Annotated in this window: 20 protein-coding genes and 1 pseudogene; 10 read left to right on the forward strand and 11 right to left on the reverse strand. The window is 63.9% G+C overall.

Annotated features, from left to right (window positions below):
• Window positions 1-121: 121 nt before the first annotated feature.
• Both NKH38_RS02385 and NKH38_RS02390 read left to right on the forward strand, forming a co-directional pair.
• Complete coding sequence (locus NKH38_RS02385) at window positions 122-1,285, forward strand: efflux RND transporter periplasmic adaptor subunit (RefSeq protein ID WP_023751351.1); 1,164 nt, start codon at window positions 122-124, stop codon at window positions 1,283-1,285.
• Window positions 1,282-4,413, forward strand: coding sequence for an efflux RND transporter permease subunit (locus NKH38_RS02390; RefSeq protein ID WP_352624341.1), 3,132 nt, complete (start codon window positions 1,282-1,284; stop codon window positions 4,411-4,413). Before NKH38_RS02385 ends, NKH38_RS02390 begins: the two co-directional genes overlap by 4 nt.
• 67 nt (window positions 4,414-4,480) lie before the next feature.
• Here the strand turns inward: NKH38_RS02390 and NKH38_RS02395 are convergent, their stop codons facing one another.
• The 4 genes and pseudogenes from NKH38_RS02395 to NKH38_RS02410 all read right to left on the reverse strand — a co-directional run bounded on the left by NKH38_RS02395 (window position 4,481) and on the right by NKH38_RS02410 (window position 7,496).
• A complete protein-coding gene (locus NKH38_RS02395; protein ID WP_352758841.1) occupies window positions 4,481-4,978 on the reverse strand; it encodes a hypothetical protein in 498 nt (165 codons plus the stop codon).
• 24 nt (window positions 4,979-5,002) lie between these two features.
• A pseudogene (locus tag NKH38_RS02400) lies at window positions 5,003-6,038 on the reverse strand (zinc-binding dehydrogenase).
• A gap of 11 nt (window positions 6,039-6,049) precedes the next feature.
• A complete protein-coding gene (locus tag NKH38_RS02405) occupies window positions 6,050-6,334 on the reverse strand; it encodes a zinc-binding dehydrogenase (RefSeq protein ID WP_352758844.1) in 285 nt (94 codons plus the stop codon).
• Complete coding sequence (locus tag NKH38_RS02410; RefSeq protein ID WP_352758847.1) at window positions 6,255-7,496, reverse strand: acyl-CoA dehydrogenase family protein; 1,242 nt, start codon at window positions 7,494-7,496, stop codon at window positions 6,255-6,257. Before NKH38_RS02410 ends, NKH38_RS02405 begins: the two co-directional genes overlap by 80 nt.
• A gap of 127 nt (window positions 7,497-7,623) precedes the next feature.
• Between NKH38_RS02410 and NKH38_RS02415 the strand changes: the two genes are divergently transcribed.
• The 3 genes from NKH38_RS02415 to NKH38_RS02425 are packed head-to-tail and all read left to right on the forward strand — an operon-like array spanning window position 7,624 to window position 9,982.
• Window positions 7,624-8,439: an SDR family oxidoreductase gene (locus tag NKH38_RS02415; protein ID WP_352758850.1), complete on the forward strand. Its 816-nt coding sequence runs from the start codon at window positions 7,624-7,626 to the stop codon at window positions 8,437-8,439.
• Window positions 8,436-8,951 (forward strand): MaoC family dehydratase, encoded by a 516-nt coding sequence (locus NKH38_RS02420; protein ID WP_280790513.1) that lies wholly within the window; start codon window positions 8,436-8,438, stop codon window positions 8,949-8,951. The genes NKH38_RS02415 and NKH38_RS02420 overlap by 4 nt, the downstream gene beginning before the upstream one ends.
• Window positions 8,948-9,982, forward strand: a complete 1,035-nt coding sequence (locus NKH38_RS02425) for a phosphotransferase (RefSeq protein WP_352758853.1) — start codon at window positions 8,948-8,950, stop codon at window positions 9,980-9,982. The genes NKH38_RS02420 and NKH38_RS02425 overlap by 4 nt, the downstream gene beginning before the upstream one ends.
• Before the next feature lie 249 nt (window positions 9,983-10,231).
• Here NKH38_RS02425 and NKH38_RS02430 read toward each other — a convergent pair whose 3' ends face one another.
• Entirely contained in the window at window positions 10,232-11,068 is an 837-nt protein-coding gene (locus NKH38_RS02430) for a hypothetical protein (RefSeq protein ID WP_352758855.1), read from the reverse strand.
• A 113-nt stretch (window positions 11,069-11,181) separates the two neighbouring features.
• Between NKH38_RS02430 and NKH38_RS02435 the strand changes: the two genes are divergently transcribed.
• Together NKH38_RS02435 and NKH38_RS02440 are read left to right on the forward strand one after the other, a co-directional pair.
• Entirely contained in the window at window positions 11,182-11,826 is a 645-nt protein-coding gene (locus NKH38_RS02435; protein WP_023671149.1) for a TetR/AcrR family transcriptional regulator, read from the forward strand.
• Window positions 11,827-12,012: 186 nt separating this feature from the next.
• On the forward strand, window positions 12,013-12,246 hold the full coding sequence (locus NKH38_RS02440) for a DUF680 domain-containing protein (protein WP_023737612.1): 234 nt from the start codon (window positions 12,013-12,015) through the stop codon (window positions 12,244-12,246).
• Between the two features lie 122 nt (window positions 12,247-12,368).
• On the opposite strand, the gene NKH38_RS02445 is transcribed toward NKH38_RS02440, so the two are convergent.
• The 6 genes from NKH38_RS02445 to NKH38_RS02470 are packed head-to-tail and all read right to left on the reverse strand — an operon-like array spanning window position 12,369 to window position 18,215.
• A complete protein-coding gene (locus tag NKH38_RS02445) occupies window positions 12,369-12,596 on the reverse strand; it encodes a hypothetical protein (RefSeq protein ID WP_352758857.1) in 228 nt (75 codons plus the stop codon).
• A gap of 52 nt (window positions 12,597-12,648) precedes the next feature.
• Window positions 12,649-13,233: a sarcosine oxidase subunit gamma gene (locus NKH38_RS02450; protein ID WP_023691852.1), complete on the reverse strand. Its 585-nt coding sequence runs from the start codon at window positions 13,231-13,233 to the stop codon at window positions 12,649-12,651.
• Window positions 13,226-16,219 carry a sarcosine oxidase subunit alpha gene (locus NKH38_RS02455; protein WP_352758860.1) on the reverse strand — a complete coding sequence of 998 codons (2,994 nt, stop codon included), beginning with the start codon at window positions 16,217-16,219 and terminating at the stop codon, window positions 13,226-13,228. Before NKH38_RS02455 ends, NKH38_RS02450 begins: the two co-directional genes overlap by 8 nt.
• Window positions 16,216-16,527, reverse strand: coding sequence for a sarcosine oxidase subunit delta (locus NKH38_RS02460; protein WP_352758863.1), 312 nt, complete (start codon window positions 16,525-16,527; stop codon window positions 16,216-16,218). Before NKH38_RS02460 ends, NKH38_RS02455 begins: the two co-directional genes overlap by 4 nt.
• A 12-nt stretch (window positions 16,528-16,539) precedes the next feature.
• Window positions 16,540-16,962: a hypothetical protein gene (locus tag NKH38_RS02465; RefSeq protein WP_023820626.1), complete on the reverse strand. Its 423-nt coding sequence runs from the start codon at window positions 16,960-16,962 to the stop codon at window positions 16,540-16,542.
• Complete coding sequence (locus NKH38_RS02470) at window positions 16,962-18,215, reverse strand: sarcosine oxidase subunit beta (protein ID WP_023671142.1); 1,254 nt, start codon at window positions 18,213-18,215, stop codon at window positions 16,962-16,964. Before NKH38_RS02470 ends, NKH38_RS02465 begins: the two co-directional genes overlap by 1 nt.
• 201 nt (window positions 18,216-18,416) lie before the next feature.
• On the opposite strand from NKH38_RS02470, the gene NKH38_RS02475 reads away from it, so the two are divergent.
• From NKH38_RS02475 to NKH38_RS02485, 3 genes are all read left to right on the forward strand, one after another.
• Window positions 18,417-18,785 carry a YrdB family protein gene (locus NKH38_RS02475; protein WP_023671141.1) on the forward strand — a complete coding sequence of 123 codons (369 nt, stop codon included), beginning with the start codon at window positions 18,417-18,419 and terminating at the stop codon, window positions 18,783-18,785.
• 134 nt (window positions 18,786-18,919) lie between these two features.
• Entirely contained in the window at window positions 18,920-19,678 is a 759-nt protein-coding gene (locus NKH38_RS02480; RefSeq protein ID WP_023725218.1) for an SDR family oxidoreductase, read from the forward strand.
• A 105-nt stretch (window positions 19,679-19,783) separates the two neighbouring features.
• Window positions 19,784-20,170 carry an SET domain-containing protein gene (locus tag NKH38_RS02485; protein ID WP_023740928.1) on the forward strand — a complete coding sequence of 129 codons (387 nt, stop codon included), beginning with the start codon at window positions 19,784-19,786 and terminating at the stop codon, window positions 20,168-20,170.
• Window positions 20,171-20,305 lie beyond the last annotated feature (135 nt).

Genomic DNA, 20,305 nt, shown 5'->3' on the forward strand with positions numbered 1-20,305 from the left:
ATGGAAGCGGCAGAATTGCCATAAAGCCATGATATTGCGGCGGCTTCGCACATACCGGGTGCGTCGCTGCGCGTTTTTTTGCTTGGCGAAACCCGTAGACGTTTTGCCAACCGGAGTGTCGATGGTCGCCTGGAAACAGATCGTTTTTGCGCTTGTGATCCTGGTCGCGGCTGTCCTCGCCTGGGCGCGATTCTTCCCGGGCGCGCCGGAGGTTCTGGCACGCTGGGGCATCGACTGGACCTATGCTTCGGCGCCCGCCACAACCGGCGCGGTCGACACGACGAAACAGGCAGGCGGTCGCAACGCTGCCGGCCGGCCGGCAAATGTCGTTGCCTTGCCGGCGGGCACGGCCACCATCAACGATCGCCTGCAGGCGATCGGCACCGGCCGCGCCAATGCCTCGGTGACGGTCAACCCGTACAGCTCCGGCCGGCTGGTTGAATTCCTCGTCCAGTCCGGTACCCGCGTCGACAAGGGGCAGATCATCGCTGTTCTCGATTCCGAGACCGAGGTGATCTCGCAGGATCGTGCCAAGCTCGCCTTGCAGGATGCCCAGGACAAGCTCGAGCGGGTGAAATCATTGAGGGCCTCCAACGCCGCGACCCCGGTCGCCGTCGCCGATGCCCAAGTGGTGCTGGCCGGCGCCAAACTGGCGCTGCAGGATGCCGAACTCGCCTTGCAGCGTCGTTCGATCGTCGCCCCTATCGCCGGCACGGTCGGCATCCTGCCGATATCGGCCGGCAATTACGTCACCAGCCAGTCGGCGATCGCCACGCTTGACGACCGCTCCTCCATCCTGGTCGATTTCTTGGTGCCCGAGCGCTTCGCCGCCGCCGTCAAGGTCGGCGCGCAACTGTCGGCGACGCCGATCGCCAATCCGAGCAAGGCCTATACCGGCACTGTGTCGGCCATCGACAACCACATCGACGAAAAGAGCCGCACTCTGCTGGTCAAGGCTGCAATCGCCAATCCAGCGGATTCGCTGCGCGCCGGCATGTCGTTCGGCATCACCATGCGCTTCCCCGGCGACACCTACCCGGCCGTCAGCCCGCTGGCGATCCTGTGGGGTTCCGACGGCGCCTATGTCTGGCAGATCGAGGACGGCAAGGCCAGGCGCGTTCCCGTGCGCATCATCCAGCGCAACACCGAGACGGTGCTGATCGACGCCGAGATCGAGGATGGCGACATGGTTGTGACCGAGGGCACCCAGAGCGTCAGCGAAGGCGGCGCGGTCCGCATCGCCGGCCAGGATCAGCGGGCCGCGGACGCGGCCGAAGGCTCATGACCGCGCCTGTCAGCACCGCCAGCGAAACCGGCTTCACCGCTCTCTTCATCCGCAGGCCGGTCATGGCCTTCGTGCTGAACACGCTGATCGCAGTGGCCGGCCTTGCCGCTTTCTACGGCGTCGAAATCCGCGAACTGCCCGATGTCGACCGCGCCGTGGTCACCGTGTCGACGGCCTTCGAGGGTGCCGCCGCCGAAACCGTCGACCGTGAACTGACCGACACCATCGAGGGCGCGGTCGCCCGCGTCTCCGGCGTCAAGTCGATCTCGTCGACCTCTTCCTTCGGCCAGAGCCGCGTCACCATCGAGTTCAACGATGGCGTCGATTTGAACGTCGCCGCCTCCGACGTGCGCGACGCGGTCGGCCGTGTCGCCAACATGATACCGGAGACCGCCGACCCGCCGCGCATCGTCAAGGCCGATGCGAATTCCGATGCCGTGATGCGACTGGCCGTCACCTCCGACACCATGTCGGTGCAGGACATGACGGTGATCGTCCAGGACCAGATCGAGGACGAACTGGCTGCCGTGCCTGGCGTCGCCGACGTTCAGGTCTATGGTGACCGCGACAAGATCTTCCGCATCGATGTCGACCAGAACAAGCTCGCCAGCCTCGGCTTCACTGTGGCCGATCTGAGGGCAGCGCTTGCCTCGGTCGCTTTCGATTCACCAGCCGGTTCGATCACCACCACCAACCAGGATCTCATCGTCCGCACCACGGCCGATGTGACGACGCCGGAAGAATTCGAAAACATCATCATCGGCGGCACGACGCGCATCCGCGACGTCGCCACCGTCACGCTCGGTCCCGACATCGGCCAGACCTCGTTGCGCTCCGACGGCAAGACCGGCATTGGCCTTGGCATCATCCGCCAGGCGGAATCGAACACGCTGGATATTTCCACCGGAGTGAAGGCAGCCGTCGCCAAGCTGCAGGAAAACCTGCCCAAGGGCATGTCGATCAAGATCACCAGCGACGACGCAGTCTTCGTCAACGGCGCCGTGCACGAGGTCGAGATCGCGCTCGGCCTGTCGATCTCCATGGTGCTGATCGTCATCTACATCTTCCTGCTCGACTGGCGCGCGACGCTGATCCCTGGTCTGTCAATGCCGGTCGCCATGATTGGCACCATCGCCGCCATCTATCTCGCCGGCTTCTCCATCAACATCCTGACGCTTCTGGCGCTGGTGCTGGCAACCGGCCTTGTCGTCGACGACGCCATCGTCGTTCTGGAAAACATCGTGCGACGGCGCAACGAAGGCATGGGGCCTCGTGCCGCCGCCGTGCTCGGCGCCCAAGAAGTGTTCTTCGCAGTCATCGCCACGACGCTGACGCTCGTTGCCGTTTTCGTGCCGATCTCCTTCCTGCCGGGACAGACCGGCGGCCTGTTTCGCGAATTCGGCTTCGTCCTCGCCATGTCGGTGCTGCTCTCCTGCGTGGTGGCGCTGACGCTGTGCCCGATGCTGGCCTCGCGCATGTTGACCGGCGCATCGCTCCACCATGAAGGCGGTCACGGCATTGGCGCGCGCGTCGGTGGCGCGCTGAACGCGGCCTACAAGCGCGCCCTGCATGCCTGCCTCGGCGCGCCGTGGATCGTGCTGCTGGTTGCGGTGCTGTTTGCGGGCGTCGCCTTCAGCCTGTTCGGCACCATCCGCCAGGAACTGACGCCGAGCGAGGACCGCGCCGTCGTGCTGTTGCGCATCAACGCGCCGCAAGGCGTCAGCCTCGATTACACCACGCAGCAGATGCAGAAGATCGAGAGGCTGATCCAGCCGCTGCGCGATTCCGGCGAGATCGTCTCGACCTTCGAAAACGCCGGCCAGAACGGCGCCTACAATTCCGGCTTCATGGTGATGACGCTGGCGCCGTGGGACGAGCGCACGCGCAGCCAGCAGGAGATCATGGCGCAGATAAGCCAGTTGACCCGGCAGGTGCCATCCGTGCGCATCTTCCCGGTGCAGGCCAATAGCCTCGGCATTCGCGGCGCCGGCAACGGCCTGCAATTCGCGCTGGTCGGCAACGACCGCAAGGCGCTCGGCGACGCGGCGGTGAAGATCATCGCCCGGATGCAGGCCGATCCGCGCTTCCAGACGCCGCGGCTTTCCATCGACCCGACGCAGCCGCAACTGGCGGTGGCCATCGACCGCGAGCGCGCCTCCGATCTCGGCATCGACATATCGGGTCTCGCCAACACCTTGCAGGCGATGCTCGACGGCAACGATGTCGTCGATGTCTACATCGCCGACCGCAGCTATGGCGTGAAGCTGGTCTCGACCACCAACCCGATCAATGATCCGACCGATCTGGAAAACATCTTCCTGAAGACCGCCGACGGCCGCTTCGTGCCAATGTCGACCATCGCCACGCTGACCGAGCGCGCCGTGCCGCCGTCGCTGACCCGCGAACAGCAGCAGCCTTCGGTGGCGATCACATCGAACCTGAACGGCAATTTCGCACTGGGTGACGCGCTCGGCGTTGCCGAGCAGATCGCCGCCCCGCTGCTGCCGCCGGGCAGCCGCGTCCTGCCGCTGGCCGAAGCCGCGACGCTCGGCGAGACCAACAGCGCCATGATCACCATTTTCGGCTTCGCGCTGGTCATCATCCTCCTGGTGCTCGCCGCCCAGTTCGAAAGCTTCGTCAGCGCCGTCATCATCATGGCGACGGTCCCCCTCGGCCTTGCCTGCGCAATCTTTGCGCTGCTTTTGTCAGGCACCAGCCTCAATGCCTACAGCCAGATCGGCCTCGTGCTTCTGGTCGGCGTCATGGCCAAGAACGGCATCCTCATCGTCGAATTCGCCAACCAGCTGCGCGACCGCGGCCTCGGCGTGCGCGAGGCGATCGAGCAGGCCTCGATCATCCGCCTGCGGCCGGTGATGATGACGATGATCTGCACCATCCTCGGCGGGGTCCCGCTGGTGCTGGCCGCCGGCGCCGGTGCCGAAGCGCGCATCGCGCTCGGCTGGGTCATCGTCGGCGGGCTGGGTCTCGCCACCGTCTCGACGCTTTTCCTGACCCCGGTCGCCTACCTCCTGCTCGGCCGCTTCGTCACGCCGAAGACGCATGAGGAAGCGAGGCTGAAGCGGGAGCTTGAGGAAGCGGCGTACACGAATGTGGAGCCGGCGGAGTAGCTGGCTCCGGCTGTAGATATAGGGAGGGGGCGGTCGTCAAGCACTGAAAACCGTTCGTGCGCCTCCACTATTTGCCAGTGAATTCTGGCAGTTGGATGTACGGGTTGGCCGGGTCGTACCGGTACCTCGGCTCACCTTTCCCCGGTGGTATCGCACCCGCGATCAGTGCTCCTTTCGGCCCGAATTGATAGTCTATCCCGGCACAGAGGTGAGCGAGATCTTGGTAGTCAAAGCCGCGCAGCGCAACGCGGGTTTCAAACGCCGCTGCCTTGAGGGCGTCAGGCGAAAGCGCGCCGAGCGTGCTGTCGCGATATGCTTTGAGCTTGGCTTTATTGAGCTTGGACGACTGACACTCCGAGCCGACTTCTCGCGCCAGCACGATGTTTCTGACTGCGGTCGCAGCAGGATTGTCCAGGGCGGCCGAATACTTCTTGAGGAAGAAGTTTGTGCTGGGGTCATTGGTCATCGACTTGCGCCAGGAAGGCGGGAACTTGTCAGCAGCCTCGGCAGAAATCGAGCCTGCCATCCCCGTGAGGACGACTGCAACGAACCACAGTTGCTTCATGGGAGAACCTCGAACCCTTCTGATCTACGGCCTAATAAACACCTTCCCGTTCGGCTTGGCCAGCTCCGCCGGGACCTTCGCCATCGCCTCATCCAGCGGTAGCACCGCCGTCACGTCGGTCGACCAGCGCCCATCCGAAAAGCGCATCTGTGCTTCCATGATCGCCGGGCCGCGCTTGTCGCGGAAGTGGCGCATCCATTCGACCAGCCAGAAGCCTTCAATGTGCTTGTGTTGGAAGATCATCTGGCCGGGCTCTCGGATGACAGTGGGGTCCGGATCGAGCCGCCCATAGATGATCCAGCGCGAGCGCTTCGGCATGGCGTCGAAGATCGCCGAGGCCAGCGGCCCGGTCACCGCATCGAGTAAGATGCGGCTGCTCGGCCTTGACCACATCGCGTAGTGCTGCCTTGAAATCCGGCGCCTTCTCGTTGAGCACATGGGCCGCCCCGATCTCCTTCAACAGCGGAATCTGCTCGTCGCGGCGCATGGTGACGATCGGCCGGAACCCAGCCTCCTTGGCGAGACCCGCGATCAGCTTGCAAAGCTGGCTGGCGCCGGCGGTCATAATGAAGGCTTTTTCGCCCGTCTCCTTGACGATGTCGAACATGGCGAGCGCCGTGAGCGGGTTGACGATCATCGCCGCGCCATCCTCGTCGCGGACCGTGTCGAGCAGCGGAATGCAGCCGGCAGCTTCGGCAACTGCATAGTCCGCCCACGCGCCCCAATTGGTGACGCCGGTGGTGAAGGCGATGCGCTTGCCGATCAGGCTTTTCGCATAGGGCTCGTCGCCGCTGGCAACGACCGTGCCGACACCCTCGAAGCCGGCCGGCTGGCCCTTGGCGCGCGGCTGACCGTACTGGCCCTTGATGAACATGACGTCGGACGGGTTGATCGAGGCGAGGCTGACCTTGATCAGAACCTGGCTCGGTCCGGGCGTCGGCACGCCGATGCTGCCAAGCTTGAGATACGGCTCCATCGCCTCCAGCGCACTGCCGGAGGGCGTCCTGGTGTAGCCGTCGCCGGTCAGCAGCAGTGCTTTCATGTCTGAGGGGATCGCCATGGCGGGGCTCCTTACAGTTTGAGGATGAGCTTGCCGGATGCGCCACGGCCAAGCACGCGCGTCACCACGGCGGCGGCATCGGCCAGCGGATAAGTGCCTTCGATGACCGGCCGAACCTTGCCGGCCAGATGCCAGCCGACCAGTTCCTTCAGATTGTCGGCATGGACGAGCTGGCCGAGCGGCGCGAAATCGCGGGCGATAATGGCCTTCATCCGCTCAGACCTTTTCCTGCGTGTATTTCCTGAGCTCCGTACGCGCCACCTGCCGGCGGTGCACGGCGTCCGGCCCGTCGGCAAGGCGCAGGGTTCGCAGATGCGTCCACGAGCGCGCCAGCGGCGTGTCCTGGCTGATGCCTTGCGCCCCGAACATCTGCACCGCCTCGTCGGTGACCTTGAGCGCGACGCGCGGTGCGATGACCTTGATCTGGCTGATCCAGGGCGCGGCTGCGCGCGCATCGCCCTGGTCGATAATCCACGCCGCCTTGAGGCAGAGCAGCCGCGCCATCTCGATCTCCATGCGGCACTCGGCGATGATATCGAAATTGGCGCCGAGCTTGGCCAATGGCTGGCCGAAGGCCTCGCGGCGCACCGAGCGCTGGCACAGCAGCTCCAGCGCCATTTCGGCTTGGCCGATGGCGCGCATGCAATGGTGAATGCGGCCGGGGCCGAGCCGCCCCTGCGCGATCTCGAACCCCCTGCCCTCGCCGAGGATCAGGTTTCCGGCCGGCACCCTGACATTGTCGAAGCGGAGGTGCATGTGGCCGTGCGGTGCGTCGTCATCGCCATAGACCTGCATCGGTCGAAGCTTGATCACGCCCTTGGTGCCGGACGGCACCAGGATCATCGAATGGCGGCGGTGCTGCGGCTCGGCTTCGCCGCCGGTGCGGACCATGACAATGTAGATGGCGCAGCGCGGGTCCCCGGCCCCCGACGCCCACCATTTCTCACCGTTGAGTGCATAGTCGTCGCCTCGCCGTTCGCAGCGCATGGCGATGTTGGTGGCGTCGGAGGAAGCGACGTCCGGCTCGGTCATCAGATAGGCCGAGCGGATCTTGCCCTCGAGCAGCGGCTCAAGCCATGCCTGCTTGTGGTCGTCCGAGCCGTAGCGCTCCAGCACCTCCATATTGCCGGTGTCGGGCGCCGAGCAGTTGAAGGTCTCGGCGCCGAGATGCGCCTTGCCCATCTCCTCGGCGAGGTAGGCGTATTCGACCGTCGAGAGACCATAGCCGCGCTCGGACCCGGTCAGCCAGAAATTCCACAGGCCGCGCTCCTTGGCCGTCTTCTTCAATCCCTCGAGGATCTCGGTCTGCCGCGCGGTGTAGACCCAGCGGTCGCCGCCCTTGCCGACCTCACTCAAAAAATCATGATCGAGCGGCATGATCTCATCGCGCACCATGGCGGCGACACGGGCGTGGATCGGCTTCAGCCGCTCGGTCATGCCGAGATTCATGTCCGCCATCGGTCTCCAACCCTTTCACGCATCTGGGCACTTTACCCGTGGCAAGGATGACCGTACTTCGGGTAGCCTTGTCAACGCGAGCCCCTTTCGCCCCGGACCGTGAGCAGAAAAGCGCGGAGGAATTCCGATGAGCTATCTCGAAGACCTGTTCTCAGTGGTCGGCAAGACCGCGCTCGTGACGGGAGCCGCGACCGGCATCGGCCGCATGGTGGCGACCGCTTTGGTCCAAGCCGGCGCCACCGTGATGATCGCTTCGCGCAAGGGCGAGGATTGCGTCAAGGTCGCCGCTGAATTGAACGGGCTCGGCGGCTCCGGCAGTGCCGAAGGCTTTGCCGGTGACGTCTCGAGCGAAGCAGGCATTGCCGCGCTGGTCGGCGAGGTCAAGGCGCGCACCGAGAAGCTGCATATTCTGGTCAACAATGCCGGCATATCCTGGGGTGCCTCGCTGGAAGATTTTCCCTATAGCGGCTGGGCCAAGGTGTTCGCCGTCAACGTCACCGCCGTCTTCCATCTGACGCGCGAATTGCTGCCGCTGCTGGAAGCCGCCGCCAGCGATGCCGATCCGGCCCGCGTCATCAACCTGGGCTCGGTGATGGGCACGCAGCCGCTGGCCGACGACGCCTATTCCTATACCGCGTCCAAGGGCGCCGTTCACCACCTGACGCGCACGCTGGCGATCGAACTCGCGGCGCGGCGCATTACCGTCAACGCCTTCGCGCCCGGTCCCTTCCAGAGCCGGATGACCGCCTTTGCCACCGGCACCGAAGAAAAGGCCAGACATGTCGGCAGCCATGTGCCGATCGGACGTATCGGCGTGGCGGATGACATCGGCGGCGCAACGCTCTATTTGTGCAGCCGTGCCGGTTCCTATGTCACCGGCGCCATCCTGCCGATCGACGGCGGGCAGTCGGTGCAGCATGGGCTGACATTGTTCAAGGAATGAGCCGCGGTCGGCGGCAAGGGGAGGACACCGCAGTGGAACCGATCAGTCTCGATGTGCTTCTGGCCAGCGTCGGCAAGGAAGTCGGCGTCTCGCCATGGCGCGAGGTCACACAGACCATGATCGACCAGTTCGCCGACGCCACCGACGACCACCAGTTCATCCATTGCGACCCCGAGCGGGCCAAAAACGAGACGCCGTTCGGCGGCACCATCGCGCATGGCTTCCTGTCGTTGTCGCTGCTCTCGGCGATGACCTTCGAGACCATGCCGCCGCTGGAAAAGGGCAAGATGGGCGTCAACCACGGTTTCGATTCGCTGCGCTTCCTGGCGCCGGTGAAGACCGGCGCGCGCATCCGCACCCGCTTCGTGCTGGCCGACGTCAAGGTCAGGCCGTCGGGCTGGGTGCAGACGGCGCATGACGTGACCATCGAGATCGAAGGCTCGAAGAAGCCGGCGCTGACGGCGCGCTGGCTGACGCTGACGCTGATCGAGCGTGAGCCGGAGACCGCATGAGCGGCGACGCCAACGCGCTGGACCAGACGGCACTAGCGCCCTATCTCGAGGCGCACATCCCGGGTTTTGCCGGGCTTCATTCCATCGAAAAATTCAAATCCGGCCAGTCGAACCCGACCTATCTGCTGACCGCAGCCAGCGGCCGCTATGTCCTGCGCGCCAAGCCGCCGGGCCAGTTGCTGAAATCGGCGCATCAGGTCGACCGCGAATTCACGGTCATGAAGGCGCTGGCCGGCACCGCCGTGCCGGTGCCGGCGATGCTGCATCTGTCGGCGGAGGCGACGCCGATCGGCCGCATGTTCTACGTCATGGATTTTCTCGACGGCCGCATCTTCTGGGATCCGGCAGTGCCGGAGGCCGCTGGCAACGATGAGCGCGCCGCCCTCTACGATGCTATGAACGCCACGCTGGCGGCCCTGCACGATGTCGATGTCGAGGCGGTCGGGCTCGGCGATTTCGGCAAACCCGGCAATTACTTCGAACGCCAGCTGGCACGCTGGACCAGTCAGTACCGCGCCTCGGAGACCGGCACGGTCGCCGACATGGACCGGCTGATCGCCTGGCTGGAGACGCATATGCCGGCCGATGACGGCCGGATATCCCTCGTGCATGGCGACTACCGGCTGGACAACATGATCTTCGCAGCCAGTGAGCCGAAAGTGCTGGCGGTGCTCGACTGGGAACTGTCGACGCTTGGCCACCCCTTTGCCGACATCGCCTATCAATGCATGCAATGGCGCTTGCCGCACGCCTCGGGCTTTCGCGGTCTTGGCGGCGTCGACCGCGCCGCCCTCGGCCTTCCCTTGGAGGAAGCCTATGTCGCGGCGTATTGCCGTCGGCGCGGGCTGGCCGGCATCGACAATTGGAGCTTCTTCCTCGCCTTCTCCTTCTTCCGCTTGGCGGCCATCTGTCAGGGCGTCTACAAGCGGGCGCTGGACGGCAACGCCTCCAATCCCGAAAAGGCCAGGACCTATGGCGAAGCGGTGAGGCTGCTGTCGCACCTTGCCGCCAAGCTGATCGACCGAACCTGACTCGACAATGAGATAGTGTGGTCGGCGCGATTTGATGACAGATCGGATCAGTTCCGTTCCCCGACCGGGGAGCAAGCCCATACGGAGGTGGTGGCAACCGGCCTGGAAACAGGACGCAAACCGATCACCGTCGGTAGAAAGAGCATGATGCCGAAAGTGTGAAGCGGTTTTCGGACGACATCATGCTCTATCAATTTGATTAGACCCGGATTCAGATTTCAGCTCAATTCGACCTGAAATCATTCGGCTCTAGCGCGCGTCGCTGGAAATGAACTTCATGTGCCGGCTGACTTGCAGGGCGATGTAGACGACCAGCGAGCATCCGATCGGAAACACGATCTCAATGAGGCCGGTGGCGACAGCCTGCGGCAATGCCAGCGCAATGTCCTTGGCTGCGGCAGTCTCGATCGTCAGCGCCGTGATCCCGCCGCCGAACACCGCGCCGGCCAAGGCACCCGCCAGCATGAAATGCAGCGAGCGAGGTTCTTCCTTGGATGCCAGCGAAGCCAGCATCCAACCCAGCAAACCATACTCGATCGCCCGCAACATACCGAGCGTGGTGAGCGACAGGATCACGGGCTTTGCCGATACATCAAGCGCGCTCACCATCACCTTTTGCGTACCTTTGGCGATGCCCATGGCCAGCGGCCCCGAGATCATGGCGATCAGGCCGCCAAGCGAGGCTCGCACCTTGGTGATCGCCGTGCCGAGGCTGACGCCGGCGCAGACGAAGAATGACCAGGTCACTCCTTGCGCCAACTCGATCAGAACCTGGGTCGGGGCCGGGTGCGAACCTGCCGCAAATCCGGCAGTCAGAATAAGCGCTTCCATGGCGAAGCCGATTGCGATCGCCAGCCATGCGACTATCACGACTCGCCTGAGCGCCAGCCTTGCGCCATGAGAAAGTGGATGTGTGCCCGGCAGCCCGGACGAAAGCTCTATCGCAGCCATAGAGGCCCCCCAAAACCGAAATTTCTTGCAGAGCCGCCAAATAGGCTTTGTTTGTAACAGTCCGATGTTGCCTGCGTGCGCCCAGGTTACACATGCTGTGACATAGATGCTGGCGAAATGGACCAGAACGGGCACGACTATTCGAGAGAAAGCTTGAGGTCGCTTTTTGATGTGCCTGACAGCGCCCTTGCCCGTTTCCGTACAGCGTATATATTTAGTCATGCACAACCAACCAAAGGCACCGGATCTTGCCACTGAGCGTCCAGAAACGCCGCGAGAAACAAAAGGCCGAACTGCGTTCCGAACTGCTCGACGCAGCCCACAAGCTCGTCAAGGAAGAGGGCTATGAAGGCCTGACCATCCGCAAGTTGGCCAAGCGGGTCGGCTATGCTCCGATGTCGGTCTATTCCTACTTCGCCGACAAGCAAGACATCCTGTTTGCGCTGGCCGAGGATGCCTTCGAAACACTTGCCCGCCGCATCGAGGAGCATCCTTCCGACGATCCGATCGAGGCCTTGCGTGCGGTGATGACCGAATATGCTGCCTTCGGGCTCGGCAATCCCAACGAATACCGCACCGTGTTCATGACCGAAAAGACCAAGCTGCCGGAAGGCAGAAGCTATGAGGACATGGAAGAGGCCAACCCGGCGATGAAAGCGCTGATATCCAGGGTCGAGGCCTGCGTTGCTGCAGGCAAGCTGCAGGGCGATCCGCGCGCCATCGCCACCATGCTTTGGGCAGTCGGCCACGGCACCATCTCGCTTTTGATCACGTTCCCGTTCTACCCCTTCGGCGATCCACAGGCTTTCGTGACGCGGATGTGCGATTTCACACTCGCCACGCTCAGCACCCAGAATGTGCCGCCGCTGACCGAGACCCCGGTCGACTGCTGAGCATCCCCGCCCCTCCAATTCAACGTCCGGCCTGACAGCTTCGGCTGTGTCAGTGCGCCGCAATTTTCGGCGTTCAAAAAGATTTTTCGTACGCGTACGTTTTCCGACTTGAAAACCCATCTCGGTGGGCGTATGTGTACGTTGTATCGTACATGTACGAAAAGAATTTAACCGATGGAGACAGACATGAACAAGACCCTTCTCGCCCTCGCCACCGTGCTGGCTCTCTCCGGCTCGGGTTTCGCCGCCAACAACACACACTCGACCAAGCAGGCCCCCGCCGCCACCTGCGTCGACACCACGACCAATGCCAAGCTCGATTGCGCCGTGACCGGCTCGGTCGAAAAGTCCGACGTCAAGGCCAAGAGCCCGCGTCTCGGCATCGAGATCAACCCGTGGATCGTGCCGAGCACGTTCTAAGTTGATCGGGCTCGACCAGAGCACAACGACTAATTTAAGGGCGGCAGGATAATCCCGGCCGCCCTTTTTTCCTCGGCGCAAGCCGGCTTTTCCTGAGTTCAAACCTGGCGTAGCCGAACGGGTTATTTCTTGCGCGGTTTGCGACCCGGCACCGTCTTGGCCTTGCCGGGTCTTGCCGGCACGCCTGGGATGGCGGTCGAGGTGATCGACACCGGATCGCTGGCCGGAAACGTGTCCTCGAGGCCTTCCTCGAGTTCCTCTTCGGCAGTCACCTCGTGATGCTGCTCATGTTCGAGTGAGCGCACGGCGGACGTCTTGCCAGCTGACTTCGGCGGCGCTTTCGACGGCATCGTATGTTCTCCCTGATGGGGGAAGCAGAACGGCTTGACCCGTCAAACGTTCCTACGCCGCCGCGTCGCTGGCTGCTTCCGACAGGAAAGTAAAGACATAGTCCGAGAAGGAACGCCAGCACTCGACCCGGAAAGCGTCGGCTGCCGTGCGCAACAGCAGGATTTCGCACTTGCCGAGAATGGTGCGCGACGCCGCGCCCACCGGAAAAGCCTCGAGCGACAAATCCTGCGGGCAGCCTGCATTGATCGCGGCGGCAGCCGCCGGGCCGGTGACGGCGAAGGCGACGTTGCGGTGCGAGATGCCGACCGCCGAATGCAATGCGGCAACCCCAGCACGATCGGCCAGCGGATCCTTGCCAGCCTCATCGATAACCAGCCACTCGTCAGGGCCAAGCCACAGCGCCGTGCGCCCTGTCTTCGACGCCGAAGTTTTCGGCTGCTTCGGCAAGGTCAGGCCGAGCGCCTTCGACAGCGCCGCGACGGAAGCCTCCGGCGCGCGCAGCGACATGCGCTCCGCCGGCGGCAGCACCTCGACCTTGACATCCGTTGCGGAAACGACGCGTTCAGCCAGGGCCGGGCGGCGCTCGACCGACGGCGCTGCAGCTGGGGCCGTCTTCTTTGCAGCAGCCTTAGCCATTGAGGCGCCCTCCCGTCTCGTCGAAGAACACCATGCCGGTAACCTCCACTTCGATCATCCCGTTCGGCATCGGCACATAGAGCGTGTCGCCCATCCGGTCGCGCCCGCCGGCAACCAGCGCCAGCGCGATCGAGCGACCGCAATTTTCCGACCAGTAGCTGGATGTGACGTGACCGATCATCTTCATCGGGATCGCCTGCTTCGGGTCGGCGACGATCTGCGCGCCTTCCTCAAGCACCACTTTCGGGTCCTTGGTCTTCAAGCCGACCAGTTGCTTGCGGCCCTTGGCGACAAGGTCGGGCCGCGTCAGGCCGCGGATGCCGACGAAGTCGGTCTTCTTCTTGCCGACCGCCCAGTCGAGCCCGGCATCGTTCGGCGTCACCGTGCCGTCCGTGTCCTGGCCGACGATGATGTAGCCCTTTTCGGCGCGCAGCACGTGCATCGCCTCGGTGCCGTAAGCAGTCGCGCCATGCTTTTGGCCTTCGGCCCACAGCGCCTCCCAGACAGCCTGGCCGTGATCGGCCGGCACGTTGACTTCAAAACCGCGCTCGCCGGTGAACGACATGCGAAACAGCCTGGTCGGCACGCCGCAGATCTTGCCTTCGCGCACCGACATATGCGGCAGCGCCTCGTCCGACATGTCGATGCCTTCGACCAGCGGTGCAATGATGTCTCGCGACTTCGGCCCCTGCACGGCGATGACCGCCCATTGCTCGGTTATCGAGGTCAGCCAGACATTCAGATGCGGGAACTCGGTCTGGAGATAGTCCTCCATATGGTTCATGACGCGCGGCGCGCCACCCGTCGTGGTCGTCACATGAAAACGGTCCGGCGCCAGCCTGCCGACGACGCCGTCATCATAGATGAAACCATCCTCGCGCAGCATGATGCCATAGCGGCAGCGGCCGGGCTCAAGCTTCTCCCACGGATTGGTGTAGAGCAGTTCCATGAACCTGGCCGCATCCGGCCCGACCACTTCGATCTTGCCCAGCGTCGAGGCGTCGAACAGGCCGGCATTGCTGCGCACCACGACGCATTCGCGGTCGACCGCCTTGTGCATGTCCTCGCCGGGTTTGGGGAAATACCAGGCGCGCTTCCACTGGCCGACATCCTCGAACACCGCGCCTTGAGCTTCCGCCCAGGGATGGATCGCGGTCTTGCGTGTCGGGTCGAACAGCGGACCGCGCGAATGGCTGACGATCGCGCCGAAAGTAACAGGCGTATAGGGTGCGCGGAACGTGGTCAGCCCGACCTCGGGGATCGGCTTGCCAAGCGTCTCGGCGGCAATCGCCAGGCCGTGCATGTTGGAGGTCTTGCCCTGGTCGGTCGCCATGCCGTTGGTGGTGAAGCGCTTGACGTGCTCGATCGAGCGCATGCCTTCATGCACCGCCTGGCGGATGTCCTTGGCGGTGACGTCGTTCTGGAAATCGACGAAGGCCTTGACCGTCTTGTCCGGCCCGGCGCCGGGCGCCGCGCCCAGCATGCCGCGCGACCAGCTTTCCGACGCGTCGACCTTCGGCTTTACGCCCTTGGCCACTTTGCCGCCCGCATCCTTCGCCGCCTTTGCGCCGGCCGCATAGGCCTCATCGATCGACGCCGAGAGCCCATCCGTACCGTTGCAGGCGCCGACCGAAACGCAGTCCTGCGCATAGATGCCCGGCACGAAGCGCTTGGTCTCGTCATTGAAGGCGACCTTGCCGCGCGACTGTGAGAACAGATGCACCGACGGCGTCCAGCCGGCCGACATCAGGATGGCGTCGACCGGAATGGTGCGCTCGCCGCCCCCATTCTTCGGCTGCACCGTCATCGAGGTCACGCGCAACTTGCCGCCGGCGCGGATCACCGCGCGGCCGAAATTGACCTCGATCCCGAGCGCCCTCGCCTCGTCGATCACAGGTCCGGTCGGATGGTCGCGCAGGTCGACGATCGCCGCCACGTTGACGCCGGCCTTCTTCAGGTCGATCGCGGCGGAGTAGGCCGAGTCATTGGCGGTGTAGACGCCGACATTTTTGCCGACCGCGACACCGTACTGGTTGAGATAAGTCCGCGCCGCCGAGGCCAGCATGATGCCGGGCCGGTCATTGTCGGCAAACACGATATGGCGTTCGATGGCGCCGGTCGCCAGCACCACGCGCTTGGCGCGTACCTGCCATAGGCGCTCGCGCGGCAAATCGTGGCCGGGGTTTTGCAGATGGTCGCTGACCCGCTCGACCAGGCCGACGAAGTTCTGCGCGTAGTAGCCGAACGCCGTCGTCCGCGACAAAACGCGGACATTGTCCAGGGCGGTGAGCTTGGCCACCGCGCCTTGCGCCCAGGCATAACCGTCCTGGCCGTCGATCTTCGCCCCGCTCTCGAAGCGCAGGCTGCCGCCGAAGCTGGCCTGTTCATCGGCGAGGATGACACGCGCGCCGGTTTCGGCAGCGGCGAGCGCTGCCGCAATGCCGGCCGCACCGCCGCCTAGCACCAGTACGTCGCAATGCGCATAGCGCGACGAATAATGGTCGGGATCTGGCTTGTCAGGCGAAACGCCGAGGCCGGCCGCGGCGCGGATCTTCGGCTCGTAGAGGCTCTTCCAGGCTGCCTTCGGCCACATGAAGGTCTTGTAGTAAAAGCCGGCCGAAAACAGCGGCGATGCAATGTCGTTGACCGCGCCGACATCGAAGGCCAGCGAAGGCCAGCGGTTCTGCGACTGCGCGACCAGCCCGTCATAGAGCTCCTGCACCGTGGCGCGGATGTTGGGCGCCTTGCGTGCCGCGTCGCGCTTGACCTCGACCAGCGCGTTGGGCTCTTCCGCTCCGGCCGACAGGAAGCCGCGCGGACGGTGATACTTGAACGAACGTCCCACCAGATGCACGCCATTGGCAAGCAGCGCCGAGGCCAGCGTGTCGCCTTCGATGCCGGTGTAAGACTGGCCGTCGAAAGAGAACCGCGCGGTCTTGGCCTGGCTGAGACGGCCGGCGCTTTGAATGCGGAACGCGCCGCTCATTTGGATGCCACTTCGTTGGAGTTTTTGGGCAGCTTGGACGGCTTCGGCTCGCCGGCTTTGTAAGTCATGACGAACTTGTCGGTGACGGTGTCGCGCACCGCATTGAAGAAGCGTGCGCAGCCATGGATGTGGCGCCAGCGCTCATAGATGATGCCCTTGGGGTTCGAGCGGATGAAGAAGAACTTTTCAAAATCGTCGTCGCTCTCGCCCGCCATGTTGGCCGAGCGCCCAATATGCGCCTCGCCGGCGTTACGGAACTCGAGCTCCGGGCGCTCTTCCTCGCAATAGGGGCAGCGGATGAGAAGCATTATCGTTCGTTCCTACAATTCGCCGTGGCCGACATGCGCGCCGGCCGGTTGGTTGCAAAGCCTCTGGCCCATCGCCGCAAAAGGCGCGACGAGCCGAATGCGCTCCTCCACGCTTGCGGCGGGGCGAAACAGCTCGCGATACGCCATGTTGCCGATCGTGAGCTGAAACGGATCGGTCGTCACGATGACGCTGCGCGGCTCGAATGTGTCGTCGTCGCCGAGATCGGAGGGCCTGTTCTCCATGAAGATGACCACCTTCTGGCCACCGCTCCACACGCATGCCAGAATGCCGGCGTCGATCGAAAACGGCCAATTGGCTTCGTTGCCGGCGCGGCTGATCGGCTGCGTCCGCACCTCGTCCGGTGACGGAAAATGGAACAGGTCCTGCTCCCCCGCCAGCACCAGCGGCACCGCTACAGCCAGTTCCACCATCATCAGTGCGCCACCGCCGCCGCTGCTGCCTCGTCGATGAGGCGCCCGGTGCGGAAGCGCTCGATGGTGAAGGGCGCGTTGATCGGATGCGGATCGTCCTTGGCAATCGTGTGGGCAAAGACATGGCCTGAGCCGGGCGTTGCCTTGAAGCCGCCCGTGCCCCAGCCGCAATTGACATAGAGGCCTGATACCGGCGTCTTGGCCAGGATCGGCGAACGGTCGGGCGTCACGTCGACGATGCCGCCCCACGAGCGCAGCATCTTCATGCGGGTGAAGATCGGGAACATCTCGCAGATGGCGTCCAGCGTATGCTGCAAAATGTGCAGGCCGCCGGTCTGCGAATAGGAGACATACTGGTCGGTACCGGCGCCGATCACCAGTTCGCCCTTGTCGGACTGCGAGATGTAGGCGTGCACCGTGTTCGACATCACCACGCACGGCACCACCGGCTTGACCGGCTCCGACACCAGCGCCTGCAGCGGATAGCTTTCCAGCGGCATGCGCACGCCGGCCATGTTCATGATCACCGAGGAGTGGCCTGCAGCCACCACGCCGACCTTCTTGGCGCTGATGAAGCCGCGCGTCGTGTCGACGCCCATGACCGCGCCATTGGCCGCCCGCTTGACGCCGGTGACCTCGCAATTCTGGATGATGTGCACGCCGCGCGCCGAAGCGCCGCGCGCATAGCCCCAGGCCACCGCATCGTGACGCGCCGTGCCGCCTCGCCGCTGCAAGGCGGCGCCGACGACGGGATAGCGCGCCTGCCTGGAAATGTTGAGCGGCGGGCAGAATTCCTTCGCCTGCTCAGGCGTCAGCCATTCATTGTCGATGCCGTTTAGACGGTTGGCATGGACATGGCGCTTCAGCACCTGGATGTCGTGCACATTGTGCGCCAGCATCATGACGCCGCGCGCCGAATACATGACGTTGTAGTTGAGTTCCTGGGAGAGCCCATCCCACAGCTTCAGCGCATGGTCGTAAATGCCGGCGCTCTCGTCGTAAAGGTAGTTGGAGCGGATGATGGTGGTGTTGCGCCCGGTGTTGCCGCCGCCTAGCCAGCCCTTTTCCAGCACCGCGACATTGGTGATGCCGTGCACGGTGGCGAGATAGTAGGCGGTGGCCAGGCCATGACCGCCGGCGCCGACGATGATGACGTCATATTCCTTCTTCGGCTCCGGCGAGGACCATTGTTCCTCCCAGCCCTTGTGGCCGCGCATGGCCTCGCGGGCGATGGCGAATACCGAATATTTTTTCAACGTTCCAGCCTCGCAATGGCGATGGGGTATTTTACGCAGCCCCGGCGCGCGAGGTGTATCACTAGCGAAACGGCGCTTCCACCCTTGCGCTGTTTGCGACGGCGCTTGCCGTTTTGCGCCGCGGCGGAAAAGACCTGCCCGGGCTGGCAGGCATGGCTGCGTTCGGACACACTGGCGATCGCGAGACTCTGGAGGACGAATATGGGCAACGCCTGGTGGAATCTGACCTTGCGTTTCCTGCTGGAACTTGCCGCGTTGCTTGGCCTCGGCTTTGCCGGCTGGAGCCTCTCCGGCGGATGGTGGCGCTGGCTCTTCGCCTTGGCCTTGCCGTTCATTGCAGCTGCGCTGTGGGGAACCTTCGCGGTGCGCGGCGATCCGAGCCGGTCCGGACGCGCGCCGGTTCCTGTACCAGGCGCAGTCAGGCTGGTGCTTGAACTGGCCATCCTGTTTGGCGGTGCAGCCGGATTCTATGCCGCCGGTCACACAACCACGGGCGTTGTCATCACGCTGCTCATCGCCATCAGCTACGCATTTTCGCTCGACCGCCTCGGCTGGCTGCTGAAGCAATAGTCCGGCGCGCGGCGCTTGTGCCGCTGCGAAGCCATTCAGCAAGTCGAGCACGTATCGGGTGGCTAGCACCGTCCCGAACTGCGATCAACATCCCGGTTGCCGGCACAGCCGGCGCGATGAAAGGATGTAAGAAAATGTTCGTACTCACCAATAAAATAGCGATCGTCACCGGCGCCAGTTCCGGCATCGGCCGCGCCACCGCAAAACTCTTCGCCGAAGAAGGCGCCAGGGTCGTCATCGCCGCCCGCCGCCAGGCCGAACTCGATGCGCTGGTCGTCGAAATCGAGGACGCCGACGGCACGGCAGTCGCGCTTGCCGGCGATGTCCGCGACGAAGCCTATGCAAAAGCCCTCGTCGATCTCGCCGTCGAAAAATTCGGCGGGCTCGATATCGCCTTCAACAATGTCGGCTCCGTCGGAACGATGGGTCCGATTTCGGAACTGTCGCTGGACGGATGGCGCGAGACGCTCGACGCCAATCTGACCAGCGCCTTTCTCGGCGCGAAATACCAGGTGCCGGCGATGGTCGAACGCGGCGGCGGATCGCTGATCTTCACCTCGACCTTCGTCGGTCACACAGTCGGCATGCCGGGCATGACCAGCTATGCCGCGAGCAAGGCCGGACTGATCGGCCTGACGCAGGTACTGGCCGCCGAATACGGCCCCAGGGGCGTGCGGGTCAACGCGCTGATGCCGGGTGGCACCGACACCCCGTCGGCAACATTCAAGACGCCGGAATCACGCGCTTTCGTGGAAAACCTGCATGCCTTGAAACGTGTCGCTGTGCCTGAAGAGATCGCCCGCGCTGCGCTCTTCCTGGCATCGGATGCGTCGAGCTTCACCACAGGATCGGCGCTGTTTGCCGATGGCGGCGTCTCGATCACCCGGACGTGAAGCATTTCGCGGGCCATCGCCCGCGCCGATCAGCCATAGAACCCGAAACCGGACTTGCTTTTTCCACGCGATTTGGCGATTCGGTTTCGGGTGAGGAGGACGGACATGCTGCTGATCAGGACCTATGTCGCCCAGAGCGCAATCGAAGGCGTCGGCGTGTTCGCCGCCGAGCCGATCAGGAAGGGCGCCTCGATATGGCGGCTCGATCCGGATTTCGACCGGCTGATCCCGATGGACAAATACGAGGCGGCGCCGCCGCACCTCAAGGAATTGCTCGACCGCTATGCCTATCCGAGCCCCGACCGTCCCGGCTTCATGGTCTATGAAGTCGATAATGGCCGCTTCATGAACCACGCCGAGCGGCCGAACACGGATTTTTCGCAATATGGCGGCGCCACCGCCACTCGAGATATATCAGCCGGCGAGGAAATTACCTGCGATTACGGCGAATTCTTCGAGGATTTCGCACGGCTCCATCTGGCCAACGCCTAGTTGGCGCCCTATCTCGGGGCTGCCGTGGCAAATTGGCGGTTGTCCTTCATTTCCAGTGTGGACAGCGCGGCCTGATTCTGCTATCAGCCGCCACAATTCGTGGTGTAAAGCGCCGCGGAGGCATGTGGCTATGGT

This window comes from Mesorhizobium sp. M1078, from assembly GCF_040318615.1.
Lineage (GTDB): Bacteria > Pseudomonadota > Alphaproteobacteria > Rhizobiales > Rhizobiaceae > Mesorhizobium.

Excerpts from the sequence above, each read along its gene's own strand:
- NKH38_RS02415 (WP_352758850.1), top strand. The coding sequence starts at position 7,624 with ATGAGCTATCTCGAAGACCTGTTCTCAGTGGTCGGCAAGACCGCGCTC.
- NKH38_RS02455 (WP_352758860.1), bottom strand. The coding sequence starts at position 16,219 with ATGAGCGGCGCGTTCCGCATTCAAAGCGCCGGCCGTCTCAGCCAGGCC.
- NKH38_RS02480 (WP_023725218.1), top strand. The coding sequence starts at position 18,920 with ATGTTCGTACTCACCAATAAAATAGCGATCGTCACCGGCGCCAGTTCC.
- NKH38_RS02390 (WP_352624341.1), top strand. The coding sequence starts at position 1,282 with ATGACCGCGCCTGTCAGCACCGCCAGCGAAACCGGCTTCACCGCTCTC.
- NKH38_RS02445 (WP_352758857.1), bottom strand. The coding sequence starts at position 12,596 with ATGCCGTCGAAAGCGCCGCCGAAGTCAGCTGGCAAGACGTCCGCCGTG.
- NKH38_RS02460 (WP_352758863.1), bottom strand. The coding sequence starts at position 16,527 with ATGCTTCTCATCCGCTGCCCCTATTGCGAGGAAGAGCGCCCGGAGCTC.
- NKH38_RS02425 (WP_352758853.1), top strand. The coding sequence starts at position 8,948 with ATGAGCGGCGACGCCAACGCGCTGGACCAGACGGCACTAGCGCCCTAT.
- NKH38_RS02450 (WP_023691852.1), bottom strand. The coding sequence starts at position 13,233 with ATGGCTAAGGCTGCTGCAAAGAAGACGGCCCCAGCTGCAGCGCCGTCG.
- NKH38_RS02395 (WP_352758841.1), bottom strand. The coding sequence starts at position 4,978 with ATGAAGCAACTGTGGTTCGTTGCAGTCGTCCTCACGGGGATGGCAGGC.
- NKH38_RS02385 (WP_023751351.1), top strand. The coding sequence starts at position 122 with ATGGTCGCCTGGAAACAGATCGTTTTTGCGCTTGTGATCCTGGTCGCG.
- NKH38_RS02410 (WP_352758847.1), bottom strand. The coding sequence starts at position 7,496 with ATGGCGGACATGAATCTCGGCATGACCGAGCGGCTGAAGCCGATCCAC.
- NKH38_RS02440 (WP_023737612.1), top strand. The coding sequence starts at position 12,013 with ATGAACAAGACCCTTCTCGCCCTCGCCACCGTGCTGGCTCTCTCCGGC.
- NKH38_RS02475 (WP_023671141.1), top strand. The coding sequence starts at position 18,417 with ATGGGCAACGCCTGGTGGAATCTGACCTTGCGTTTCCTGCTGGAACTT.
- NKH38_RS02485 (WP_023740928.1), top strand. The coding sequence starts at position 19,784 with ATGCTGCTGATCAGGACCTATGTCGCCCAGAGCGCAATCGAAGGCGTC.
- NKH38_RS02420 (WP_280790513.1), top strand. The coding sequence starts at position 8,436 with ATGAGCCGCGGTCGGCGGCAAGGGGAGGACACCGCAGTGGAACCGATC.
- NKH38_RS02465 (WP_023820626.1), bottom strand. The coding sequence starts at position 16,962 with ATGATGGTGGAACTGGCTGTAGCGGTGCCGCTGGTGCTGGCGGGGGAG.